Source organism: Brucella sp. JSBI001, from assembly GCF_026014005.1.
In the GTDB taxonomy this organism is placed as follows: Bacteria; Pseudomonadota; Alphaproteobacteria; order Rhizobiales; family Rhizobiaceae; genus Brucella; species Brucella anthropi.
Genome location: NZ_CP110339.1, coordinates 1,571,096 through 1,593,403, shown reverse-complemented (window position 1 = coordinate 1,593,403; position 22,308 = coordinate 1,571,096). Strand labels below are relative to the sequence as shown.

Sequence of the window (22,308 nt, the reverse complement as noted above, 5' to 3'; positions counted from 1 at the left end):
AGCGCGTTATATTACGTGAGGCTCAGATAAACTAGAGGTTTTAGTGTAAAAACACTTCGCTTTTTACGAAAAATACAAAGGGCGGCCCCTTGGGGCGCCGCCCTGAATAGATATATAGGCGGCTATCAGTTCTCGATCGGCAGCCGATGGCGCACGAGCGTTGTCCAGTACGAGCAACCCCAGGCAATGACATCGTCGTTGAAGTCATATTTCGGATGATGGAGATTGGCGCTCGGGCCGTTGCCGATATTGATCATCGCGCCCGGCACCTCGTTCAGCATGAAGGCAAAGTCTTCACCGCCAAGCGTTGCCGGCATATCCCGAGCCACGCGGTCAGCGCCCGCAACTGCATCGGCAGCGATTGCGGCCAGTTCCGTTTCGCGCTCGTGATTAACGGTGACCGGATAGCTGCGCTGATAGTCGAGCGTGGCCTTGGCGCCGAAAGCATCGGCAATGCCCTGCACGGCGCGAGCCAACTTTTCCTCGATATGGTCGCGCACTTCCTCACGAAGCGTGCGGACGGTACCGGTCAACCGAATTTTCTGCGGAATCACGTTGAAAGCATCACCACCCTGAATGGTGGTGATCGAGATCACTGCGGAATCCAGCGGGTCGACGGTGCGTGCGGTCAGCGTCTGGATTGCCTGAATGAGTGCTGCCGTCACCGGGATGGGGTCGATGGTCTGGTGTGGGGAGGCCGCATGTCCGCCAACGCCCTCGATGGTGATGTCGAGAATGTCAACCGATCCCATGATCGGGCCGGAATTGATGATGAAGTGTCCGACGGGAAGATTAGGGCGGTTATGCATGCCGTAGACTTCATTGACCGGCCAGCGCTTGAACAGGCCGTCGTCGATCATCGCCTTTGCGCCTGCGCCGCCTTCTTCGGCAGGCTGGAAGATAACGATGACGGTGCCGTCGAAGGCGCGGCTTTGCGCCAGTTCGCGGGCAGCGCCCAGAAGCATGGTCGTATGGCCGTCATGGCCGCAGGCATGCATTTTCCCCGGCACTTTCGATGACCATTCCGCGCCGGTTTCTTCGAGGATCGGCAGCGCATCCATGTCGGCACGCAGGCCGATGGCGCGACCGGAACGGTTCGACTGCCCATGAATGACGCCGACGACGCCGGTGCGCCCGATGCCGGCCACCACCTCATCGACGCCTGCGGCGCGCAGCGCTTCGGCAACCTTTTCTGCAGTCCGGTTTACATCGTAAAGCAGCTCCGGGTTTTCGTGCAGGTCACGACGGAACGCGACGAGTTCGTCCAGCTGGTTCGATGTCCAGTTTTCAACCGGCATGTCAGGCTCCTTTTGTGTTGTCTTCAGTCTTGTCGAGACGGTAGCGGAAATCGCAGTGGCTTGCGCCCTTCATGATGGTCTGCGAGCGTTCCAGCTTCATTTCTGGGTTGTAGCCGATGCAGAAATCGCCATCGCGATTGCAGGAGAGCAGGTGGCCGATATGGCCAAGACCCATCTCGCGGTACATTTCCGAATAACGGCATCGCGTAACGTTGAAATCGAAATGATCTTCGCCCTGCGAAATCACGTCGATCTCCAGTGCGTTTTCCTTCGTCCACAGCGGCTGGATATCGGCAAAGTCCTGTATCGTTGGCGTGCGGCCCAGCTCGTCGGCAAAACTCTTGCCCTGTTCGATGGCCGAACGGCTGACGGCTTCGCCGATTGCAGCCTGCGCTTCTTCCTCACCGGAGCGTTCGCGAATAACTTCGTAAACATTCTTGAGAACCAGCGCTTCGATGCGGCGACGTTCGAGAATTGACATTTGATTCATGGACCTGACCTTTCACATGAACGTTAAATGAGCGGAACTAAAGATTTGGCTCGGAGAGATCCTTGCGCCGAAGCCATGCGAGGTAGAACGGGGCAATCTTTCGCGCGACTTTATGAAAAGGCAGCGGTGCCGGTTCCGAGACGGGCAGGGCAAGTTTTTGCACAGGCTCGCCGTCGAGCGCACGTGCAAATTCCCGCCCGAGCGATGTGCCAAGCGCAACGCCGCGACCGTTGCAGCCGATCCAGGCCCAGCCATTGGGGCCGAGCTGATGAACGCGTGGAAAGCGATCCCATGTCATGCCGATATAGCCGCTCCACACATGGGTGATTTCCGGCTCGCCAAGCGCTGGAAAGGCTTCCGCCATGTTGCGCGCCGTCTTGCGCTTGACGCGTTCTGCGATGTTGAAATCGCCCATCACCACGCCGCCGGTAATCAGCCGGTTGCGGGCATCGTAGCGGAAGAAACGCAGGTCGCCGCGGGTGTCGGAAACGGCCTGCCGACCGGGCAAAATCGTTGCGCGCAGATTATCGCTGACCGGCGCGGTCGCCATCTGCCACGAGAGCACCGGCACGATGGTGCGGGCAAGGCGCGGGGCAAGCCCTTCACGCAACTCGCCGGTATAGGCGTTGGTGGCGAGCAAAAAGCCCTTGGCGCGCACTGTGGCGCTGGCGGTCTTGACCTCCCAGTGATCACCCACTTGGGCATAGGAGATGACCGGGCTTTGTTCGTGAATGATCGCGCCGTGGCGTTCGGCAGCGGCGGCAAGACCGCGTGCGAAGGCCAGTGGATTGATATGACCGCCGGTCGGGTTGAACATGCCGCCATACCAGAAATCGCTGCCCAACAGCCGCGATGTTGCGGCGCGGTCGAAAAATTCCGCCGGGAAGCCGAAGCGTTTCCATGCGTCCACGCGGGTTTGCGAAAGCTTCACCCGGCCCGGCGAATGGGCAGGCTGGAACCAGCCGTTCTGCTCGGCCTCGGCCTCGATGTTTTCATCACGCACGATGGAAAACAGAATGTCGGCGCTATTGCCGATCAGTCGAGCAAAACGTTCGCCCGATGCGCCGTAGCGTTTGGCGATTGCATCGGGTTCCGCCGAAGTCATGGTCGGAATGACCTGTCCATTGTTGCGCCCCGATGCGCCCCAGCCGACCGCATTGCCTTCCAGCAGGATGACACGCTTGCCGCGTTTCGCCAGATGGAGCGCTGCTGAAAGTCCCGTAAAGCCACCGCCGACGATGGCGATATCGGCTTCCGCGTCATTGGTCAGCGGCTTTGCCGGTATGCGGGCAGGGGCAGTGGCAGCCCAGATGGAGGGTGGAAAGACTATGTTCTGCATGGTGTCACGCATTTTCCAAACGAGGAGGCGTCCAGCCCTTGCCGGGAATGGAGGCAAGGAGGCGCTGTGTATATTCATGTTGCGGATTAGCGAAGACTTGCGCCGTCAGACCTGCTTCGGCGATCTCACCCTTCGACATGACGATGATGCGGTCGCAAAGCTGGGCCGCGACGCGCAGATCATGCGTGACGAAAAGAAGCGACAGATTGAGCCGTTCGCGGAGGTCGGCCAGAAGCCGCAACACCTGAGCCTGTACGGAGACATCGAGCGCGGAGACCGGTTCGTCGGCGACGATGATGCGCGGCTCCAGCGCCAGCGCGCGGGCGATGCCGATGCGCTGCCGCTGCCCGCCGGAAAATTCATGCGGAAAACGGTCGGCTGCGGCAGGCGAAAGCTCGACCAGCTCCAGCAACTCGCGGGCCTTTGCGTGCGCCTCTGCCTTCGGTACGCCATGGACGATTGGCCCCTGTGCGATCAGGTCCACGACGCGGCGGCGCGGGTTGAGCGAGGCCATCGGGTCCTGAAAGACCATCTGGATGTCCTTGCGCATGGCCCGCACTTCACGCGGGCTGGCGCTCAGAAAATCTTTGCCATTCACATCGACCTTGCCGCTATCGGCTTCAAGCAGACGGGTGACGATGCGCGAAACGGTTGTCTTGCCCGACCCGCTTTCGCCCACGACGCCAAGCGTTTCACCCTGACGTAGTTCAAACGAAAGGTCCTTCACGGCAGGAACGGCACTTCTTTTGCCGGTCAGCAATCCGCCGCGCGCCTTGAAGGTTTTGCGTAAAGCGCTCGCCTTGAGAATGATCGGCTGAGCGTCCACAGATGGCTTCGGTTCGGGCGGAGTGAGAGCTGGAACCGATGCAATCAGCGCCTTGGTATATGGGTGCTGCGGATGGTTCAGCACTTCGTTTGCCGGGCCTTCCTCGACCAGTTCGCCAAGCCGCAGAACGGCAACGCGGTCGGCAATTTCCGCCACCACGCCGAAGTCATGCGTGATGAACAGGATGCCAGTATCGTGTTCGCGTTGCAGGTCGCGGATCAGTTTCAGGATTTGTGCCTGCGTGGTCACATCGAGCGCGGTGGTTGGTTCATCGGCAATGATGAGGCGCGGTTTCAGGATAAGCGCCATGGCAATCATGACGCGCTGGCGCTGTCCGCCCGAAATCTGGTGCGGATAGGCGTTGTAAGCGGATTCCGGGTCCGGAATTTTCACTTCCGCCAGCATGTTCAGCACGGCGGCGCGACGTTCCTTGCGACCGAGTTTCGTGTGCAGGCGCAACACTTCATCGATCTGCCAGCCGACCGTCTTCTGCGGGTTGAGTGCGGTCATCGGCTCCTGAAAGATCATGCCGATGCGGTCGCCGCGCAGCTTCTTCATGTCGGTTTCGCTGAGCGAATAGAGATCGGTGCCTTCCAGCCTGATTGTGCCATTGGTCACGCGCACATGCGGTTCCGGCAAAAGGCGCATGATTGCGCCTGCCGAAAGCGATTTGCCGGAGCCGCTTTCGCCGACGAGGCAGACGATTTCACCGGGGTTGATGGTCAGTGTCAGGTCCTGCAGGGCGTAAGGGCGGTCGGCACCCTTTGGCAGCGCGATCTGCAGATTTTTGATTTCGAGAACGGGTGCAGCGGTCATTATTTCTTCTGCCTCGGATTAAGCGCGTCGTTCAGGCCTTCGCCAAGCAGGCTGAAGGAAAGAACGGTGAGCAGAATGGCGATGCCGGGAATAACCGAGCAGAACCAGTCAGTGCGCAGCACGGCGCGACCTTGGCCGATCATGTTACCCCAGCTTGCATAGTTTGGGTCACCGAGGCCGAGGAAGGCGAGCGCGCTTTCCATCAGGATGGAAGTGGCCATCACCACGGATGCGAAGACAATCACCGGCGGCAGGGCATTCGGCAGGATTTCACGGAAGATTATTGAGGCATTCCCGACGCCGAGATTGCGCGCTGCATCGATGAATTCGCGCTTGCGCAGCGCCAGAAATTCGGCGCGCACCATGCGGGCAGGCGCGGTCCATGACACGATGCCGATGCAGATGATGATATTTTCGATCGATGAGCCGAAGATTGCTACCAGTGTCAGAAGCAGTACGAAGCTTGGAACGGTCTGGAAGGCTTCGGTGATGCGCATCAGAACGTCATCCACCCAGCCACCATAATAGCCGGCAAGCGCGCCGATGATGATGCCGATCACGATAGAAATCAGGGTGGCGACCACGCCGATCAGAAGCGAAATGCGCGCGCCATGGACAATGCCTGCCATGATATCGCGCCCAAGCTGGTCGGTACCAAGGGGCGTTGCAGCATTGATGAATGGCCAGACGAGCGGATCGCCTGCGCGCCGCAGCGGGTCGCCGGGCGCAATGACATCGGCCAGCAACGCGATCAGGACCACGGCGATGAAGAGGATAAGGCCCAGTACGGCAGCGCGGTTGCGGCTGAAGCGCTGCCACAGAATTTTTGCGCGCGAGACCTGCGGGCGGGTGAGGGAGAGGTCCTGTGGAGTCATGACAGTTCGATCCTGGAATCAAGCCGCGCATAGATGAGGTCGGTGATGAAATTCACGATCACCACCAGCACCGAGCACAGAAAGATGATGCCCATCAGCGTGTTGAGGTCGCGCTTGATCACGGAGGTGTAGGCAAGCTGGCCGAGGCCGGGCAGAGAAAAGATTGTCTCGATCACGACCGAGCCGCCAAGCACAGTCGAGAATTGCAGTCCGAGCAGCGTGACGACGGGCAGGAATGCGTTACGCATGATGTGATGGAACATCAGCCTTGCACCGCTTGCACCCTTGGCGCGTGCGGTGCGAACATAATCAAGGTCGGCCACTTCCAGCACACTGGTGCGCATCAGGCGCATGTAGAAGGCGAGATAGATGAGCGAAAGCGCCGTCGTCGGCATGACGAGGTGCACGGCAATATCCCAGACATTCTTCCAGCCGGTATAGAAACCGGCAATCGTCTTGTAGCCACCGACCGGCAGCCAGCCCAGCTTGACCGAAAAGATGAACATCAAAATGAGGCTTAGGAAGAAGCTCGGCATGGCGTAGAAGACAAGGCCGAGCGTGGAAATCGCATTGTCGGTCAGCGAATAAGCCTTGCGCGCGGCGAAAGCTCCGAGCGCAATGCCGAAAATGAAGGCCACCGAAAGCGAGGAAACCATGAGCAAGAGCGTCGGCACGAGGCGGGCCATCAACACGTCCAGCACCGGCTGCTCGTAGACATAGGACCAGCCGAAATCGAACTGTGCCAGCTTGGTCATGTAGATCCACAGCTGCGTCCAGACCGGCTGGTCGAGGCCGTATTCGGCGCGCAGATTGGCGACGAATTGCGGGTCTGCGCCGCCCATGTCGCCAACAAGCGCGTCCACCGTGTCGCCGGGCGCAAGCTTGATCAGCAGGAATGACCCGATCATGATGAGAAGAATGACGGGGATCGCCTGCAAGATGCGCCGCAGCGCAAAAGTCAGGATCGGGGGCAGGGGCATTGCGGGTTATCCTGCAAGATATTCATTTCAGCATTCATAAAACTGGGGAGCCGCTGCCGGATGACCGGCAGCGGTTGGTATTGTTTATTGATCGATCCACAGATCGTACCAGCTGGAAGAATCCCAGCGCGGCGTGTTGTGGTGGTTCTTCAAGACCTTATTGGTCACGCCGACGAACGGATGTTCGATGGCGAAGATGACCGGCAGGTCTTTCATCTCAAGCTGCTGGATCTGGTGATAAAGATCGGCGCGCTTGGCCGGGTCGAGCTCGCTCGCGGCCTTGTCGATCAGGCTGTCCATTTCGTCCGATTTGTAGTCGAACTGGTTGGACCATGCGGTGCCGACCGGAGCGCCGGAGCGCAGCCAGACGGTGGTGGAAACAGCCGGATCGGAGCGGAACTGGTGCCAGCCGCTTGCCGTGTCGAAGTCATGGTCACGATAGACACCGTTCAGAAAGCCCGGCGCATCGTTGGTCAGGATCTGGACGTCGATACCGACTTCCTTCATCGCCTGGGCATAATACTCGGCCCAGAGCTGCGTATATTCACCCCATGGTGCCGGGCGATGACGCAGCTTGAAGCGGATGCCGTCGGGGCCAGCCGGGTAACCGGCTTCGTCGAGCAGTTTTTTCGCCTTTTCAACATCATACGGGTAAGTCTGGACCTGATCCGTGTAATTGGCGCCGCCAGCGCTTGGGATCGGGCCACGGCCCGGCTTGGCATAGCCGCGCATGATCGTCTTGATCGCAAAGTCGATATCGAGCGCGTGATAGATCGCCTGGCGAACTTTCAGATTGGCAAGGATCGGATTGCGCAGATTGAACTCGATGGTCGAGTGGGCAACGTTGTTTTCGAAACCCTTGGTGCCGGTGTCAAAGCGGCCATCCTTCTGGAGGCGCTCGGTATCCGACATGGAAATACCGTTGAAGGCGGTTTCCATCATTTCACCGGCTTCAAGCGCTGCGGCAGCAGCGGCCTTGTCCGGCATGAAACGCCAGACGATGCGGTCGAGATAAGGATATTCCTTGCCACGCCAGTAATCGTCGTTGCGCTCGGCAATGATGTGCTGGCCGCGCTCATACTCGACGAACTTGAACGGTCCCGTGCCCACCGGCGCGGCGTTGTACTTGTTCTTGAGAATATCAGTGCCTTCATAAAGATGCTTCGGCACCGGATGGCCGAGATCAGGCATGGCAGCGACGAGCAGTTCCAGCGGCATCGGCTTGGAATAGCGGAACACTGCTGTGTAAGGATCGGTGCAATCGACGGCTTCGAGATTGGCCTGAAGCGTGGTCGAATAGTTGAGCAGCTTCTTCCAGAGGTTCATCGCGCTGAACGAAACGTCATCGCAGCTGAAAGGCTGACCGTCATGCCAGCGCACATTCTCGCGCAGCTTGAAGGTGATGGCCTTGCCGTCTTCCGAGGACGACCAGCTTGTGGCCAGAACCGGCACATAGCCCTCATAAGTGCGGTCGATCAGCGGCTCCATGATACGGCCGGTGATCTGATAGACGCCGGTGGAGGCGCGCAGCGCAGGGTTAAGCACACCCTGCTCGGTGTTCATATGGACGATGACAGTGCCGCCGCGCTTCACTTCTTCGGCGTGCGAAGACGCCGTCGCAAGCGAAAACGCCGCTAGAAACAGGCCAAGGCCAGCTTTTCTGATATGCATTCTCTGTTCCCCTGAAGGACGTTGAGGGAGGGCTTTTTAGCCTCTTTTCCCGCACGTCCCAATATTGTTCAAGCCCCTGAAATCGCAACGAAATGCCACCTCAGAGGGTCTTTATTGTATGCAAGCATTGATATGCTAGAATCCGTGGCGATAATGTCAAGATAAACTAATATCGCGGGCAAAATTGGTAAAATTTCTCGACCAGCCTGCGTTAATAAATGTCGATTTTCTACGACGGAGTTTGTTGATGAGTCAGAATTCCCCCGAGCAGAACGCAAACTCGGGCAAAAACGAGCGCGGTGCGGTCTGGATCACCGGCGCCGGGTCCGGCATCGGCGCTGCCATGGCACGACGGTTCGCGCGTGAAGGCTGGCGCGTCGCGCTAACGGGCCGCAAGGCGGATGCACTTGCAGTGATTGCCGAGGAGATCGTCTCCAATGGTGGCGAGGCGCAGATATTTCCGGCGGATGTTCTCGACCGGGAGGCGGTTGCCGCTACTGCCGGAGCTATCGTCGATTGGGCAGGTCGTCTTGATGTGCTCTGCAACAATGCCGGTCTCAATATTCCGCGCCGTAGCTGGGCGGATATTGATTTCGATTCATGGGACGATGTCATCGACATCAACATCAAGGGTGCGATCAATGTGATTGCCGCTGCTTTGACGCCCATGCGCGCACAGGGTGGTGGGTTGATGATCCACACATCGTCCTGGGCAGGGCGGTTTTCATCGCCCGGCGGCGGCGTCCCCTATGGTGCGTCCAAACATGCGCTCAACGATCTGAGCGCCAGCCTGAATGCGCAGGAAGGACCAAACGGCATCCGGTCGACGGTGCTATGCCCCGGTGAGGTGGCGACGCCGCTTCTGGCGCGTCGTCCGGGCTTCGATCTCTCTCGCATGGATGATGTCATCCAGCCCGAGGATATGGCTGAAACCGCCCTCTATGTTGCCAATATGAATCCCAAGGTTACGATCCACGAGATCGTTCTGGCTCCGACCAAGAAATAGAAAAGGAAGTTTTGTATGTCTCATCCGGTCAAAGGCGTCGATCATATTTTCCTGCTGGTCGGCGATCTGGAGAAAAGTGCCGAACAATATCGCCGTTTCGGATTCACACTGAGCCCACGTGGACTCCACAGCAAGGAAAAGGGCACCGGCAACTACACCATCATGTTTCCGGAGGATTATTTCGAGCTGCTCGGCATCGTTGCCGAGACGCCGGGTAATCTGCATCAGCGTGAGAAACTGGCAGCGCAGGGCGAAGGCCTCCATGCCATTGCCTGCCGCATCGACAATGCGCGCGATGCCAAGGCGGAACTGGACGCACTTGGCATCAAGACCGGCGAGGTTGGCGCGTTTCAGCGTCCCGTAGAACTGCCGGGCGGCGGCGAGGGTGTTGCGGCTTTTGAAACGGTGTCTTTCGCGGAAAGTGAAGTGCCGCAAGGTATGGTCTTCATGTGCCAGCACAAGACCCGCGAAACAGTCTGGCTGCCGGAACTGATCGAACATGCAAATGGTGCAAATGGCCTTTCCGCCATTGTTGCCATCTCATCCGATCCGGAAGCTGCTGCCAATGGTTTTGCCCGCCTGTACGCCAATGGCAAGGCAGAGGTACAGGATGGTGGCTGGAAGGTTTCGACAGGCTCACGTTCGGCAGACATATGGGTTGTGAGTGAGGAGAAAGCCGCTGCAATCTATCCCGGTGTGGATTTTGCCCGGACACCGGGCAAGGCTTTCGCCGTTCTGCGCATCCGGGTCGCTTCGCTGGACAAGGCGCGCGGCGTTCTCGATACCAACGGAATTTCCCACGTGAAGACATCTGCGGGCATCGCCGTGCTGCCGGAAAATGCCAGCGGCACGGTTCTGGAATTTTCCGAACAGTAAGAATTTGAACAGGCGGGGCTGTGAGGCCCCGCTTTGCTAATCAGCGCGGAAAGCGCTGGTTTTCTTCCAGCACGTTCAGGTCCATGTGGTTGCGCATATAGCGCTCGGACGCCTTTTGCAGCGGCTGGTAGTCCCATGGATAGTAGGCGCCGTTGCGCAACGCCGGATAGACGACGTGGCGACGCGCCTGACTGGCCCGGACGTCGGCATCGTAGCGTTCCAGATTCCAGCGTTTTTCAGCTTTGGCCAGAAGGTCGTCCAGAGCGGTTTTGAATTCCGGCAGTTCCGCCAGATTGCGCAGCTCGTCGGGATCGTCGGCAAGGTTGAACAATTGTGGCGGGTCGGCGCGGCACAGGTTGAGCTTCCAGTCGCCATCCCGCAGCGAGATCATTGGCGCAATGGTGCCTTCGGCTGCATATTCCATAGGCACCGCCCCGCGCTCCGCGCCAGAGGCAACATCTGTCAGTGAAACGCCGTCGGTCCACGGCATGATGCCCTTGAGGTCGATCCCGGCAAGGTCCGCCAGTGTCGGCAGAACGTCGAGCGTCGAGACGGGCGCATCCACGCGGCCAGCCCGCAATTGCGGGGCCGCAATCATCAACGGGACGCGAGCGGAGCCATCGAAGAAGCTCATCTTGAACCACAAGCCGCGTTCGCCAAGCATATCGCCGTGATCGGAAGTGAAGACGACAATCGTGTCTTCCGCCATGCCGCAGCGTTCGACGACATCGAGCAGGACGCCGATCTTGTCATCCACATAGGAGATATTGGCGAAATAGGCCTGACGTGCCGTGCGAACCTTCTCGCGGGTCAGATCGTAGTCCTCGGCCTTGCAGGCCCGTAACAGGCGTTCGGTGTGCGGGTCGATCTCGCTTTCAGCCAGCGGTCCGATTTTCGGATCAAGTTCGGGAATGTCCGCATAGAGATCGAAGAAGCGCTTGCGCGCTACGTAAGGGTCATGTGGGTGGGTAAAGCTGACAGTCAGACACCATGGCCGCTCGTCGTGGCCGCGCGCCAGATCATAGAGCTTCGCTTCGGCCTGATAGGCAACTTCATCGTCATATTCGAGCTGGTTGGTGATTTCGGCGGAACCCGCTCCGGTGATCGAACCGAGATTGTGATACCACCAGTCGATACGTTCACCAGGCTTGCGATAATCCGGCGTCCAGCCGAAATCCGCCGGGTAGATGTCGGTGGTGAGCCGCTGCTCGAAACCGTGCAGCTGATCCGGACCGACGAAATGCATCTTGCCGGAAAGCGCCGTCTGGTAGCCAGCGTTGCGAAGGTGATGCGCATAGGTTGGGATTTCAGACGAAAACTCCGCCGCATTGTCATAGACGCCAGTTCGAAACGGCAACTGGCCCGACATGAACGACGCACGCGCCGGGGCGCAAAGAGGGCTTGCCGTGTAGCAGTTGGCAAAACGTGCGGAACGTTCGGCAAGCTTTCTCAGATTGGGAACATGCAGGAATTCGGCCGGGCCGTCCGGAAAGAACGTGCCGTTCAGCTGATCGACCATGAGGATGAGGATATTCGGCTTTTTCATTGTGCGGGACCGTTGGCAAGTGTGGGAACGCGAAACGGCGGGCGCTGAAACGCCCGCCTGCAAAGTGCGTGTTGTTCTCGGTTAAAGACCGAGGTTTGCCTTGACGGCTTCCGCGCCCGGTTCGCCCTTGAAGGTGGTGACGCCCGCAAGCCATTTGTCGATCTGGTCCGGATGCGCCTTCAGCCATTCCTTGGCGGCTGCAGGACCTTCCGCACCTTCATCGAGAATCTTGCCCATCAGCTCATTCTCGATATCGACAGTGAAAGTGAGGTTCTTGAAGAACGTTGCGGCATTCGGGCATTGGGCGGCCCAGCCGGTGCGGCCAAGCGTGTAGACTTCCGCGCCGCCGAAATTCGGGCCGAAATAGTCATCGCCACCCGCCAGATATTCTATCTTGAGCTTGTTGTTCATCGGGTGCGGCGCCCAGGCCAGAAACACGACCCAAGCCTTATCCTTGTTCTTGCGATCCACCTGCGCGAGCATGGCCTGCTCGCTCGATTCCACCAGCTTCCAGCCATCGAGCTTGAACTTGTGGTCCTCGATGATTTTCTGGATGTTCTGGTTGGCAGGTGCACCCGGCTCGATGCCGTAGATTTCCTTGCCAAATTTGTCCGCATGGGCGGCGAGGTCGGCAAAGTCCTTCACGCCTTCGCTTGCCACATAATCCGGCACGGCCAGCGTGAACTTTGCCCCTTCGAGGTTTTTCACGATGACTTCGGCGGCTTTCGCCTTGTCGAGATCGTCACGGAACTTCTGTTGTGCGGGCATCCAGTTGCCGAGGAAAACGTCAAGATTGCCAGTCTTGAGCGCCTCATAGCCGATGGGCACGGACATGGTTTTTACATTGGGCTTATAGCCGAGACCTTCCAGCAGCACGCTTGCGACGGAGTTGGTGGAGGTGATGTCGGTCCAGCCCGGATCGGACAGCCGGATGGTTTCGCAAGCGGCGGGATCGGCAGCAGAAGCCGCTCCTGAAAGCCCCGCCAGTGCCGTGAACGCCAGTGCCGCAATCTTCAAGTAGCGCATTTTGTGACCCCTCCTATAGATTAAGACCAGTTATGTCTTATGTTCCTACTTTAAGGAGAACATCATTTAGGCTAAGGAAAAACCCATTCATTTTTTATCGAAGCTATAGAAAGTATTTATGGTTTCTCCATCCTGGGACCTTGGCAGCCTTGGCGTTTTCGAAGCGGTGGGACGATTGGAAAATCTGACCCTTGCAGCGCGTGAACTCGGCATGACGCAACCGGCCGTCAGCTATCAGATAAAACGCATCGAGGAGCGTCTGGGCGTCGCATTGTTCGCCCGGCGGGCGCGCGGCGTTGAGATATTGCCCGAGGGCCGCATTCTTTATGAAGCAGTGCGCTCCGGTCTCGATGGAATCGATGAGGCTGTGCAGCAGATCAAACGCCGTCAGCGCGCGCCGGGACTGCGGATCGCGACCGACTATGGCTTCGCGACGTTCTGGCTGATGCCGCGTGTCGCGCAGTTTCGCCCGAAACATCCGGAGGTGGATGTGCGCATCACGGCATCATCCATGCTTCAGCCGCTCGACCGGCGTGACGCGGATATTTCGGTCCTTTTCGGCGGTCGCGAGGATTTCCCGAAGGACGCTATCGCCTTCATCGGTGAAAAAGTCGTGCCGGTCTGTTCGCCAGCCTATCTTGCCGAACATGGCCCGTTTCCGGATGGGAAAAGGCTGGGTACCGCTTCACTGCTGCATCTTGATACGCTGCAGGGTGATCGCTGGTTCACATGGCAGTCATGGCTCGATGCTATCGGTGAGGACATCGAGGACGGCAATTACGGGCTGGTCTTCAACACCTATAATCTGGTGATCGAGGCAGCCATTGCCGATCAGGGGGTGGCGCTTGGCTGGGCGGGGCTGATCGACGGGGCCGTGCAGCGTGGGCAGCTTGTCCATGCTTGCGAGGTGTCGCAGACGAGCGACAAAGGTTATTGGCTGGTCTTCAATCCGGACATTTCTGCGGGGGCGCGCAAGCTCGCACTGGAATTGCTGCAAGCAGCAGACGAAAGCTGATATTGTAAGAAAGCAGTCGCGATCCTACTTTTGCACATCATTCAATATCTGACGCGCTTGCCAAAAGCGCGCGGTTTTTTAAGAGGTGTCGATATGATTACCTGGAACCGGATCGATGAAACGAATTGAACTTCTGATCGAAAATATCATTCTGGCGTCACGCTGGCTGCTGGTTGTCTTCTATCTCGGTCTCGCCGTTGCGCTGGCGATCTATGCTGTATCCTTCGTGGGCAAGCTGTTCGATTTTGCAACGAAAGTTACCGCGCTGAATGATACCGACACGATCCTGAAAGTCCTCGGGCTCATCGACGCGGCGTTGATTGCGAGCCTCGTGGTGATGGTCATCATTTCGGGCTATGAGAATTTCGTCAGCCGCTTCGATCAGGCCGGCGACGAGGTGCACTGGCTTGGCACCATCGATGCAGGCTCGCTCAAGATCAAGGTTGCCTCGACCATCGTGGCGATCTCGTCGATCCATCTGCTGCAGATATTCCTCAACGCCACCACCTACACGTCAAACCAGTTGCTGTGGTTCACCATCATCCATCTGGCATTCGTGTTTTCGGCGCTGTTCCTCGCCTATATCGACAAGCTCACGGCCAAGGATAAAGGCGGGGCTAAAGGCAAGGGCAAGATCGAGCCGAATATCTGATGCTCTCGGATATAATTCATTGAAAAGACCCGGCTTTTGCCGGGCCTTTTGTTTTGAAAGACGAATGCAGTAAAGTTGGTTTCAATCAATGTGAAGAAGCTGCCGCTATGCATTGCTGGCAGCGGTGTGGCTCCATTTCAACCTTGTGCTAGACTGACCTTCTTTGAGAGGAAAGGCTGACCATGACACGTCTGACGGCGAAGGATTTCCCGCAAGAACTTCTCGAACTCTACGATTTCTATGCCCATGGCCGGATAACCAAACGAGAGTTTCTGGACAAGGCTGCAAAGTTTGCGGTCGGCACCATGACGGCCACAACCATACTGGCCTCGCTCAGTCCCGATTATGCGATGGCGCAACAGGTCGAATTCACCGATCCCGACATCCATCCCGAATACATCACCTATCCGTCACCGGAAGGAAACGGCGAGGTCCGCGCATATCTGGTGCGACCGGCCAAGCTGCAGGGCAAGCTGCCCGCCGTCGTGGTAGTGCACGAAAATCGCGGACTGAACCCGTATATCGAAGACGTCGCCCGCCGGGTCGCAAAGGCCGGTTTCATCGCACTCGCGCCCGACGGTCTCACCTCGGTTGGTGGCTATCCCGGCAATGACGATAAGGGCCGTGAATTACAGCAGCAGGTCGACCCGACCAAGCTGATGAACGACTTCTTTGCGGCGGTCGATTTCATGATGAAAAGCGATCTGACGACCGGAAAGGTCGGCATTGCCGGCTTTTGCTATGGCGGTGGTGTTGCCAATGCGGCGGCAGTCGCCTTTCCGGAACTCGCAGCCGCTGTGCCTTTCTATGGCAGGCAGGCCCCGGCGGATGACGTGCCGCGCATCAAGGCGCCTATCCTGTTGCACTACGCCGAACTGGACACCCGCATCAACGAGGGCTGGCCCGCTTATGAGGAAGCGTTGGAAAAGAACGGCAAGACCTACGAGGCTTACATCTATCCGGGCGTCAATCATGGCTTCCACAACGATTCCACACCGCGCTACGACGAAGCGGCGGCGAAGCTCGCATGGGATCGGACAATCGAATGGTTCAAGCGCTATCTGGCCTGAAGTTAGAGCATGTCTCCCGAAAGTGGGAACCGGCTTCGGGATGAAGACATGCGTGAAAACGAACAGATAGGGCGCCGATCTGATGCAATCAGATCGAAACGCGCTCTAGGCCTTCGCTTTCAGGGCCTTGAAGACGTTGACGGCTATCACGACGACAATACCGATTAGAACCGCAAGTACAGCCTGCAGGAAGGAGGTGGCGATCCATTCGAAGGCGGCTGCAAACCGGGTGCCCTCGGTCGGCAGGTGCGAGACGATGGAATGGATGAAGGCTTCAACGCTATGGATGCCGATGGAATCCAGCCCATGTACGATGATGCTGCCGCCGACCCAAAGCATGGCGATGGTGCCGACAGTGCTCAGAACCTTCAATATGATGGGCATGCCCGCGACCAGCCCCTTGCCGAGTTGCCTGCCGAAAGCCGTGTGACTGTTGCGCACGAGCGAGACGCCCATATCGTCGAGCTTCACGATGATGCCGACCACGCCATAAACGGCGAAGGTGATCAATATGCCGACTGCGGCGAGGATGGCCGCCTGCGTATAAATGCTCGACGGAGCCAGGCCCGCCAGCGTCAGTGCCATGATTTCCGCCGACAGGATGAAGTCCGTGCGGATCGCACCGCTGACGGTTGTTTCCTCGATCTCCTTGGCAGTCGTGCCCTTGGTTTCCTCATGTTCCTCTTCCTTGTGCGGGATGAAGAACTCCACCAGCTTTTCCGTTCCTTCAAAGGCCAGATAGACACCGCCGATCATCAGAAGCGGCATGATGAAGGATGGTGCGAAATAGCCGAGGATGAGCGCCAGCGGCAGCAGGACGATGAGCTTGTTGCGCAGCGATCCCTTGGTGATTTTCCAGATGACCGGCAATTCACGTTCCGGCTTCAGCCCCACAACATATTTCGGCGTGACGGCCGTATCATCAATTACGATGCCTGCTGCCTTGGCGCTGGCCTTTGCCGTCTGTCCTGCAACATCGTCGAGCGAAGCTGCCGCCATTTTCGCAATGGCTGCGACATCATCGAGAAGCGCGAACAAGCCGGACGCCATGGGGAGCCTTTCTATATTGCTGTTGCAGGTAGCTAAACTTTGAATGGGCAGTACGTCTAGATGGAAATCATCATAGCCTGCAACTGTATCTGAAATCGATACAATCTGTGCATGATTGTCAATGTTTCAATGATCATACCGATGGCTATATTGGCGGTAACACAACAGGAGAGATAGCCATGCTTAATCAGATCAAGGGCCTCCACCACGTGACCTCGCTTGCCGCCGATGCGCGCTCCAATAACCGCTTTTTCACCGATACTCTGGGACTGCGCCGCGTCAAGAAGACTGTCAATTTCGACGATCCGAGTGTCTATCATCTCTATTATGGTGATGAACTAGGCACGCCCGGCACTGTCATGACCTATTTTCCATTTCCCGGCATGCCGCGCGGTCGCGATGGTACGGGCGAGGTGGGGACGACGGTATTTGCTGTGCCGCAGGGTTCTCTTGGCTTCTGGGAGGATCGTTTCGAGCAATCCGCCGTCAAGATTGAATCCGAAGACGAGGCGTTCGGCGAAAAGCGTATCCATTTCCGTGGACCGGATGGCGACAGTTTTGCACTGGTTGAAGTGAAGGACGATCCGCGTGCGCCGTGGGCACATGAGGGGATTGATGCCGAGCACGCCATCCGTGGCTTTCATTCGGTCTCAATGCGGCTTCGCGACGAAGGCGCGACCTCGGAATTGCTGAAATATATGGGATACCAGAAGCTCGATGCGAAGGACGGTGTCACCCGGCTCATCATGCCGGAAGGCAATGGTGCGGGCGTCATCGATCTGGAAACCTTGCCAGCAGTTGGTCGCAACCAGCAGGGTGCCGGTTCCGTGCATCATGTGGCATTCGCCGTCGAAAACCGCGAGAAGCAGCTGGAGGTGCGCAAGGCGCTGATGGATACGGGCTATCACGTCACACCGGTCATCGACCGCGATTACTTCTGGGCGATCTATTTCCGCACGCCGGGCGGCGTGCTGTTCGAGGTGGCCACCAACGAACCCGGTTTCGACCGCGACGAGGATACGGCCCATCTCGGTGAAGCGCTGAAGCTGCCGGAGCAGCACCAGCATCTGCGTGGCTATCTCGAAGAGCATCTGGACAGGATCTGAAGACGTCGGGACAGGAGATCGAACATGACAATCCAAACCTATGAGCACCGGCTGAAGGCCGGTGCGAACGGAGCGCCGCTGTTCATCGTGTTTCACGGTACGGGCGGCGATGAAAACCAGTTTTTCGGTCTGGCGGAACAGCTTTTGCCGGAAGCGACCATCGTGTCGCCACGCGGTGATGTGTCGGAATATGGAGCTGCGCGCTTCTTCCGCCGCACAGGCGAGGGCGTCTACGATATGGAAGACCTTGCTCGCGCCACCGACAAGATGGCCGATTTCATCGCTGGCCTTGTGGCTCAGCACAAGCCATCCGAAGTGATCGGGCTCGGCTATTCCAATGGCGCCAATATCATGGCGAACCTTCTGATCGAGAAAGGCAGGGTGTTCGACAAGGCGGCACTTCTGCATCCGCTGGTGCCATTCAGGCCGAAGGACAATCCGGCGCTCGAAGGCGCGAAAATTCTGATGACTGCCGGGCGGATGGACCCGATCTGTCCGCCGGATCTGACAGAAGCGCTTGCATATTATTTCGAGCGCCAGAAAGCTGATGTCGAGCTGGTCTGGCATCCGGGCGGGCACGAGTTGCGCCAGACGGAACTGGCCGCCGTTCAGTCACTGCTCCAGAATTGAGCTCAAAGCCGCCGTTCAATTTTGTACGGCGGTATTACTGTTCTGGCTCTCTTGAAAAAAACAATATACATTATATTTAATTGTATATTGAAAATTGGGTGCCATGATGGATGCGATTTCGGGCCGAGTGCCAGCCCATGAAAACAAGATGACGCGCACGGAAATGGAGGGGCGGGCAACCGAGGTTGCCGAACTCCTCAAGACGCTGTCGCATCCGGCGCGGCTTATGCTGGCCTGCACGCTTGCAGAACGGGAATATTCGGTTGGAGAGCTGGAGGAAGCGCTTGGCATTCACCAGCCGACGCTGTCGCAACAGCTGGGCGTGCTGCGCGAAGCGGGCATTGTCGAAACCCGTCGCGAAGCGAAGCAGATTTTCTACCGGCTGACGGAAGCCAAGGCTGCACAACTCATCGAGGCGCTTTACGGCATTTTTTGCGCACCGGAGGAACGGGCATGATCACAACCTATCTGCAATCATTGGCAGGCGGCATGTTGCTCGGTCTTTCCGCAGTCCTGCTGCTCGTCTTCAATGGGCGCATCGCCGGGATCAGTGGCATCGTCGGGCGGCTTCTGGGTGGCAAACAGATTCCAGCCAATGCGGTCTTTGTCGTCGGCCTCGTTCTGGGACCGATTATCTATGAGGCGATTTATGGTTCATTTCCCCCGGTCACGATGGCTATGTCCTGGCCCGTCATCGTCGTGGCAGGACTTCTGGTCGGCATCGGAACGCGGATGGGATCGGGCTGCACATCCGGTCATGGCATCCTCGGCATGGCGCGGTTTTCCAGGCGTTCGATAGCCGCAACGCTCACCTTTCTTGTAACCGGCATTGTGGTGGCCAGCATTTCGGGAGCATTGCTATGAAACAGTCGGCATATGCGCGTCTGGCCATGACGCTGCTTGCGGGCGCGATCTTTGGGTTTGGTCTGTCGCTGTCGGGCATGATCGATCCATCGCGCGTGACGGGCTTCCTGAATATTACCAGCGGCCATTGGGACCCAAGCCTTGCCTTCGTGCTGGGCGGTGCCCTCCTGGTGGCTATCCCCGGCGTGATGTTGCAGCGGCGTATGGCGCGGCCGGTGCTGGACCAGTCTTTCCATCTGCCGGAGAATACTGAGATCGACCGTCGGTTGATTACCGGTTCTGCCATCTTCGGCGCGGGTTGGGGGCTGGCAGGCTTTTGTCCCGGCCCTGTCGTGTCCGCACTGTCCATGGGGTTGCCGCAGGTATGGCTCTTCGTTGCGATGATGGTTTTGGGAATGATTTTCCACGATCGTATTATGATGAAGTCTTCATAGGAAAATCATTCCGGGCGGCGAAATTCGGACAAAAGCCAGCAGAAGCATTCAAATCTTGAACTCTTTGGTCAAATTACCCTTTTAATAGGGAGATGAATGAGTTAGGCACCCTTTGAACGATCTTGAGGGAACCGTGCCATGGCTGGATTGCTGAAACGTTTTGCCGGATATTATCGTCCGCATCGTGGGCTGTTCGCGCTGGATTTTACCAGCGCCGTGGCATCCGGCCTGCTAGAGCTTGCCTTTCCGGTTGCCGTTACGCTTTTCATCGACAAGCTGTTGCCGACCGGCCAGCTCGGCGTGATCGCCATTGCTGCGATCGGCCTGCTGGCCATTTACGTCGTCAATGCCTTCCTGCAGGTCATCGTGACCTATTGGGGGCATATGCTTGGTATCAAGATCGAGACAGAGATGCGCCGCAAGGCCTTCGATCATCTGCAGAAACTCTCCTTCGGCTTCTTCGATAATCAGAAGACCGGCCATCTTGTGGCGCGGCTGACCAAGGATCTGGAAGAGATCGGCGAAGTGGCGCATCACGGGCCGGAAGATGTCTTCATCGCGATCATGACCCTGATCGGCGCCTTCATCCTGATGCTGTGGGTGCATCCGCAGCTTGCGCTGATTACCGCCGTCATCGTACCGCTGTCGGCCTATGTCACCGCCCGCTATGGCGGACGCATGACGCACACATGGCACGCGCTTTACCGGCGCGTCGGTGATTTCAACGCGCGTATCGAGGAAAATGTCGGCGGCATCCGCGTTGTTCAGGCCTTTACGAACGAAGATCATGAACGCCAGCTTTTCGCGGAGAGCAACGACAAGTATCTCACCACCAAGCTCGCCGCCTACAAGATCATGGCCGCGTCGATGTCTCTGTCCTATCTGTCGATGCGCTTTGTGCAGGTCGTGGTGATGCTGGCGGGCGCATGGTTCGTGGTGCGCGGCGAACTGACGGCTGGTGGATTTGTCGGCTTCCTGCTGCTGGTGAACGTGTTCTTCCGCCCGATTGAAAAGATCAATTCGGTCATCGAAACATATCCGAAGGGCATTGCCGGTTTTCAGCGCTATACGGAATTTCTCGATACGCGCCCGGATATTGCAGACCGCCCCGGTGCGCAGTCCGTTGCACGTCTGACCGGCGATATCGAATATCGCGATGTCAGTTTCGGCTATAGTACCGAGCGTCCCATTGTCGATGGTCTCGATATTTCCATTCGTGCTGGCGAAACGATTGCCTTTGTTGGTCCTTCAGGTGCAGGCAAGACGACGATCTGCTCGCTGCTGCCGCGCTTCTATGATGTGACGAAGGGCGCGATTCTTGCCGACGGCAGCGACATTCGCGATATGACCCTGAAGTCTCTGCGGTCGAATATCGGTATTGTCAGTCAGGATGTGTTCCTGTTCGCCGGAACGATCCGGGAAAACATCGCTTATGGCCGTCTCGATGCGACCGACGCGGAAATCGTCGAGGCTGCGCGCCGCGCGCGGCTTGATGGCGTGATTGCCAATCTGCCGGAAGGCTATGACACGGTTATCGGCGAGCGTGGCGTCAAGCTTTCCGGCGGGCAGAAGCAGCGCATGGCCATTGCGCGCATATTCCTGAAGAACCCGCCGATCCTGATCCTTGATGAGGCGACTTCCGCGCTTGATACGGAAACCGAACGTGCCATCCAGCAATCGCTCGCCGAGCTTTCGCAAGGGCGCACGACTCTGGTGATCGCACACCGCCTTGCAACCATCGTCAATGCCGATCGCATTCTGGTGGTGGAGGGCGGGCGGATTGCCGAACAGGGCAGTCATGCCGAGCTTCTGTCCATGAAGGACGGACGCTACAAGCGCCTCCATATTGCGCAGGCCGGGCTGGATCAGGGGCATTATTCAGCGGCGGAATAGGCTGATCTGCATATCAGGATACGCTTAATAAAGGCGGCCTTTGGCCGTCTTTTTATTGTCTGACAACGAGCGGAAGAGTTTCCTTTGATATCTGATGTATCAGATATTGACATATCAGATTCGCTGTTTCAGGATCGGAGCGTGAATTCAGTGACAAACAGGTGTTGCCTTGGGTGATAACGTTTCCCCCCTTTCTCCGATCAAGGTGAAGAGCCTCAGAGACCATGTGCATGACAATCTGCGGGAGGCGATTATTTCCGGGCGGATCAAGTCCGGCGAAAAGCTGAATGAGAGGCAGCTGGCATCCGATCTGGGCATCAGCACGAGCCCTTTGAAAGAAGCGCTGCGCCAGCTGGAAGGAGAAGGGCTGGTGCGCACGGAGGCCCGTCGTGGAACGTTCGTGTCGTTCAATGCGCGGCAGGCCGAAGAGATGACGCTCGCTCGTGCCGCGCTTGAAAGCATCATTGCGCGGCAGGCGGCCAAGCATGGCGGCGAGGAGGCGTTCGGCTTTCTTCGCGCGGTGATTGAAGAAATGCGGGCGGCGGTCGAGGCAGGCAATGTCGATCAGCTGATCGAGCTGAACGAGAAGTTCCACGACGGCATCCATGAGGCATCGGGATGTGAATATCTGCGCCGGTTGCAAAATGCACAGCGCATGTACGACCACGCCGCAAGGGTGACTGTTCTGTCGCGCGAGGATGTGCGTCGGCAATCCTTCAACGAGCACGAAGCAATCATGAAGGCAATTACGGCACGTAACGGCGATCTGGCTGAGCGTCTGATGCGCGAACACATCGTGAAAGCGGGAGACACGCATATCGAACTGGTCTTCTGACCAGTACATT

General features: G+C 57.9%; 22 protein-coding genes. 12 read left to right on the top strand and 10 right to left on the bottom strand.

Going from position 1 to position 22,308, the window contains the following annotated elements; translation table 11 throughout:
- Nucleotides 1–125: 125 nt before the first annotated feature.
- From LJ361_RS07625 to LJ361_RS07595, 7 genes are all read right to left on the bottom strand, one after another.
- Nucleotides 126–1,298: a M20 aminoacylase family protein gene (locus LJ361_RS07625; protein ID WP_036586555.1), complete on the bottom strand. Its 1,173-nt coding sequence runs from the start codon at nucleotides 1,296–1,298 to the stop codon at nucleotides 126–128.
- Nucleotide 1,299: 1 nt separating this feature from the next.
- Nucleotides 1,300–1,788, bottom strand: coding sequence for an L-2-amino-thiazoline-4-carboxylic acid hydrolase (locus LJ361_RS07620; RefSeq protein ID WP_010658513.1), 489 nt, complete (start codon nucleotides 1,786–1,788; stop codon nucleotides 1,300–1,302).
- Between the two features lie 37 nt (nucleotides 1,789–1,825).
- Nucleotides 1,826–3,127, bottom strand: a complete 1,302-nt coding sequence (locus LJ361_RS07615; RefSeq protein ID WP_191192461.1) for an NAD(P)/FAD-dependent oxidoreductase — start codon at nucleotides 3,125–3,127, stop codon at nucleotides 1,826–1,828.
- Between the two features lie 4 nt (nucleotides 3,128–3,131).
- Nucleotides 3,132–4,769: an ABC transporter ATP-binding protein gene (locus LJ361_RS07610; protein WP_036586553.1), complete on the bottom strand. Its 1,638-nt coding sequence runs from the start codon at nucleotides 4,767–4,769 to the stop codon at nucleotides 3,132–3,134.
- The gene (locus LJ361_RS07605; RefSeq protein WP_151606350.1) at nucleotides 4,769–5,644 is read right to left on the bottom strand and encodes an ABC transporter permease; all 876 of its coding nucleotides are present in this window, start codon (nucleotides 5,642–5,644) and stop codon (nucleotides 4,769–4,771) included. The genes LJ361_RS07610 and LJ361_RS07605 overlap by 1 nt, the downstream gene beginning before the upstream one ends.
- Entirely contained in the window at nucleotides 5,641–6,624 is a 984-nt protein-coding gene (locus LJ361_RS07600; protein WP_010658517.1) for an ABC transporter permease, read from the bottom strand. Before LJ361_RS07600 ends, LJ361_RS07605 begins: the two co-directional genes overlap by 4 nt.
- 84 nt (nucleotides 6,625–6,708) lie before the next feature.
- Complete coding sequence (locus LJ361_RS07595) at nucleotides 6,709–8,295, bottom strand: ABC transporter substrate-binding protein (protein ID WP_036586552.1); 1,587 nt, start codon at nucleotides 8,293–8,295, stop codon at nucleotides 6,709–6,711.
- A gap of 247 nt (nucleotides 8,296–8,542) precedes the next feature.
- On the opposite strand from LJ361_RS07595, the gene LJ361_RS07590 reads away from it, so the two are divergent.
- Both LJ361_RS07590 and LJ361_RS07585 read left to right on the top strand, forming a co-directional pair.
- Complete coding sequence (locus LJ361_RS07590; RefSeq protein WP_029927780.1) at nucleotides 8,543–9,301, top strand: SDR family oxidoreductase; 759 nt, start codon at nucleotides 8,543–8,545, stop codon at nucleotides 9,299–9,301.
- A gap of 15 nt (nucleotides 9,302–9,316) precedes the next feature.
- Entirely contained in the window at nucleotides 9,317–10,177 is an 861-nt protein-coding gene (locus LJ361_RS07585; protein ID WP_029927777.1) for a VOC family protein, read from the top strand.
- A 40-nt stretch (nucleotides 10,178–10,217) separates the two neighbouring features.
- On the opposite strand, the gene betC is transcribed toward LJ361_RS07585, so the two are convergent.
- Together betC and choX are read right to left on the bottom strand one after the other, a co-directional pair.
- A complete protein-coding gene (betC, locus tag LJ361_RS07580) occupies nucleotides 10,218–11,723 on the bottom strand; it encodes a choline-sulfatase (RefSeq protein ID WP_029927775.1) in 1,506 nt (501 codons plus the stop codon).
- Nucleotides 11,724–11,804: 81 nt separating this feature from the next.
- Nucleotides 11,805–12,749 (bottom strand): choline ABC transporter substrate-binding protein, encoded by a 945-nt coding sequence (gene choX / locus LJ361_RS07575; protein ID WP_029927773.1) that lies wholly within the window; start codon nucleotides 12,747–12,749, stop codon nucleotides 11,805–11,807.
- Nucleotides 12,750–12,867: 118 nt separating this feature from the next.
- Here choX and LJ361_RS07570 point away from each other — a divergent pair, with 118 nt between their 5' ends.
- The 3 genes from LJ361_RS07570 (at nucleotide 12,868) to yghX (ending at nucleotide 15,486) form a co-directional block, all read left to right on the top strand.
- Nucleotides 12,868–13,764, top strand: coding sequence for a LysR substrate-binding domain-containing protein (locus LJ361_RS07570; protein ID WP_012092760.1), 897 nt, complete (start codon nucleotides 12,868–12,870; stop codon nucleotides 13,762–13,764).
- A 115-nt stretch (nucleotides 13,765–13,879) separates the two neighbouring features.
- Complete coding sequence (locus tag LJ361_RS07565; RefSeq protein ID WP_010658524.1) at nucleotides 13,880–14,416, top strand: TIGR00645 family protein; 537 nt, start codon at nucleotides 13,880–13,882, stop codon at nucleotides 14,414–14,416.
- Nucleotides 14,417–14,598: 182 nt separating this feature from the next.
- Nucleotides 14,599–15,486: a YghX family hydrolase gene (yghX, locus tag LJ361_RS07560; protein WP_264813144.1), complete on the top strand. Its 888-nt coding sequence runs from the start codon at nucleotides 14,599–14,601 to the stop codon at nucleotides 15,484–15,486.
- Between the two features lie 105 nt (nucleotides 15,487–15,591).
- Here the strand turns inward: yghX and LJ361_RS07555 are convergent, their stop codons facing one another.
- Nucleotides 15,592–16,536 carry a DUF808 domain-containing protein gene (locus LJ361_RS07555; RefSeq protein WP_010658526.1) on the bottom strand — a complete coding sequence of 315 codons (945 nt, stop codon included), beginning with the start codon at nucleotides 16,534–16,536 and terminating at the stop codon, nucleotides 15,592–15,594.
- A gap of 179 nt (nucleotides 16,537–16,715) precedes the next feature.
- Between LJ361_RS07555 and LJ361_RS07550 the strand changes: the two genes are divergently transcribed.
- The 7 genes from LJ361_RS07550 to LJ361_RS07520 all read left to right on the top strand — a co-directional run bounded on the left by LJ361_RS07550 (nucleotide 16,716) and on the right by LJ361_RS07520 (nucleotide 22,298).
- On the top strand, nucleotides 16,716–17,642 hold the full coding sequence (locus tag LJ361_RS07550; RefSeq protein ID WP_029927768.1) for a VOC family protein: 927 nt from the start codon (nucleotides 16,716–16,718) through the stop codon (nucleotides 17,640–17,642).
- 24 nt (nucleotides 17,643–17,666) lie between these two features.
- On the top strand, nucleotides 17,667–18,272 hold the full coding sequence (locus tag LJ361_RS07545) for an alpha/beta hydrolase (protein WP_029927766.1): 606 nt from the start codon (nucleotides 17,667–17,669) through the stop codon (nucleotides 18,270–18,272).
- A gap of 106 nt (nucleotides 18,273–18,378) precedes the next feature.
- Complete coding sequence (gene bigR, locus LJ361_RS07540) at nucleotides 18,379–18,729, top strand: sulfite-sensing transcriptional repressor BigR (RefSeq protein WP_036563524.1); 351 nt, start codon at nucleotides 18,379–18,381, stop codon at nucleotides 18,727–18,729.
- Nucleotides 18,726–19,136, top strand: a complete 411-nt coding sequence (locus tag LJ361_RS07535; RefSeq protein WP_029927762.1) for a YeeE/YedE family protein — start codon at nucleotides 18,726–18,728, stop codon at nucleotides 19,134–19,136. The genes bigR and LJ361_RS07535 overlap by 4 nt, the downstream gene beginning before the upstream one ends.
- Nucleotides 19,133–19,570 carry a YeeE/YedE family protein gene (locus LJ361_RS07530; RefSeq protein ID WP_029927760.1) on the top strand — a complete coding sequence of 146 codons (438 nt, stop codon included), beginning with the start codon at nucleotides 19,133–19,135 and terminating at the stop codon, nucleotides 19,568–19,570. Before LJ361_RS07535 ends, LJ361_RS07530 begins: the two co-directional genes overlap by 4 nt.
- A gap of 138 nt (nucleotides 19,571–19,708) precedes the next feature.
- On the top strand, nucleotides 19,709–21,463 hold the full coding sequence (locus LJ361_RS07525; RefSeq protein WP_029927758.1) for an ABC transporter ATP-binding protein: 1,755 nt from the start codon (nucleotides 19,709–19,711) through the stop codon (nucleotides 21,461–21,463).
- A 226-nt stretch (nucleotides 21,464–21,689) separates the two neighbouring features.
- The gene (locus LJ361_RS07520) at nucleotides 21,690–22,298 is read left to right on the top strand and encodes a GntR family transcriptional regulator (RefSeq protein ID WP_010658533.1); all 609 of its coding nucleotides are present in this window, start codon (nucleotides 21,690–21,692) and stop codon (nucleotides 22,296–22,298) included.
- Nucleotides 22,299–22,308: the final 10 nt, after the last annotated feature.

What these genes read in the sequence shown, in the direction of transcription:
- LJ361_RS07625 (WP_036586555.1), bottom strand. Translation starts at nt 1,298, where the DNA reads ATGCCGGTTGAAAACTGGACATCGAACCAGCTGGACGAACTCGTCGCG.
- LJ361_RS07620 (WP_010658513.1), bottom strand. Translation starts at nt 1,788, where the DNA reads ATGAATCAAATGTCAATTCTCGAACGTCGCCGCATCGAAGCGCTGGTT.
- LJ361_RS07615 (WP_191192461.1), bottom strand. Translation starts at nt 3,127, where the DNA reads ATGCAGAACATAGTCTTTCCACCCTCCATCTGGGCTGCCACTGCCCCT.
- LJ361_RS07610 (WP_036586553.1), bottom strand. Translation starts at nt 4,769, where the DNA reads ATGACCGCTGCACCCGTTCTCGAAATCAAAAATCTGCAGATCGCGCTG.
- LJ361_RS07605 (WP_151606350.1), bottom strand. Translation starts at nt 5,644, where the DNA reads ATGACTCCACAGGACCTCTCCCTCACCCGCCCGCAGGTCTCGCGCGCA.
- LJ361_RS07600 (WP_010658517.1), bottom strand. Translation starts at nt 6,624, where the DNA reads ATGCCCCTGCCCCCGATCCTGACTTTTGCGCTGCGGCGCATCTTGCAG.
- LJ361_RS07595 (WP_036586552.1), bottom strand. Translation starts at nt 8,295, where the DNA reads ATGCATATCAGAAAAGCTGGCCTTGGCCTGTTTCTAGCGGCGTTTTCG.
- LJ361_RS07590 (WP_029927780.1), top strand. Translation starts at nt 8,543, where the DNA reads ATGAGTCAGAATTCCCCCGAGCAGAACGCAAACTCGGGCAAAAACGAG.
- LJ361_RS07585 (WP_029927777.1), top strand. Translation starts at nt 9,317, where the DNA reads ATGTCTCATCCGGTCAAAGGCGTCGATCATATTTTCCTGCTGGTCGGC.
- betC (WP_029927775.1), bottom strand. Translation starts at nt 11,723, where the DNA reads ATGAAAAAGCCGAATATCCTCATCCTCATGGTCGATCAGCTGAACGGC.
- choX (WP_029927773.1), bottom strand. Translation starts at nt 12,749, where the DNA reads ATGCGCTACTTGAAGATTGCGGCACTGGCGTTCACGGCACTGGCGGGG.
- LJ361_RS07570 (WP_012092760.1), top strand. Translation starts at nt 12,868, where the DNA reads ATGGTTTCTCCATCCTGGGACCTTGGCAGCCTTGGCGTTTTCGAAGCG.
- LJ361_RS07565 (WP_010658524.1), top strand. Translation starts at nt 13,880, where the DNA reads ATGAAACGAATTGAACTTCTGATCGAAAATATCATTCTGGCGTCACGC.
- yghX (WP_264813144.1), top strand. Translation starts at nt 14,599, where the DNA reads ATGACACGTCTGACGGCGAAGGATTTCCCGCAAGAACTTCTCGAACTC.
- LJ361_RS07555 (WP_010658526.1), bottom strand. Translation starts at nt 16,536, where the DNA reads ATGGCGTCCGGCTTGTTCGCGCTTCTCGATGATGTCGCAGCCATTGCG.
- LJ361_RS07550 (WP_029927768.1), top strand. Translation starts at nt 16,716, where the DNA reads ATGCTTAATCAGATCAAGGGCCTCCACCACGTGACCTCGCTTGCCGCC.
- LJ361_RS07545 (WP_029927766.1), top strand. Translation starts at nt 17,667, where the DNA reads ATGACAATCCAAACCTATGAGCACCGGCTGAAGGCCGGTGCGAACGGA.
- bigR (WP_036563524.1), top strand. Translation starts at nt 18,379, where the DNA reads ATGGATGCGATTTCGGGCCGAGTGCCAGCCCATGAAAACAAGATGACG.
- LJ361_RS07535 (WP_029927762.1), top strand. Translation starts at nt 18,726, where the DNA reads ATGATCACAACCTATCTGCAATCATTGGCAGGCGGCATGTTGCTCGGT.
- LJ361_RS07530 (WP_029927760.1), top strand. Translation starts at nt 19,133, where the DNA reads ATGAAACAGTCGGCATATGCGCGTCTGGCCATGACGCTGCTTGCGGGC.
- LJ361_RS07525 (WP_029927758.1), top strand. Translation starts at nt 19,709, where the DNA reads ATGGCTGGATTGCTGAAACGTTTTGCCGGATATTATCGTCCGCATCGT.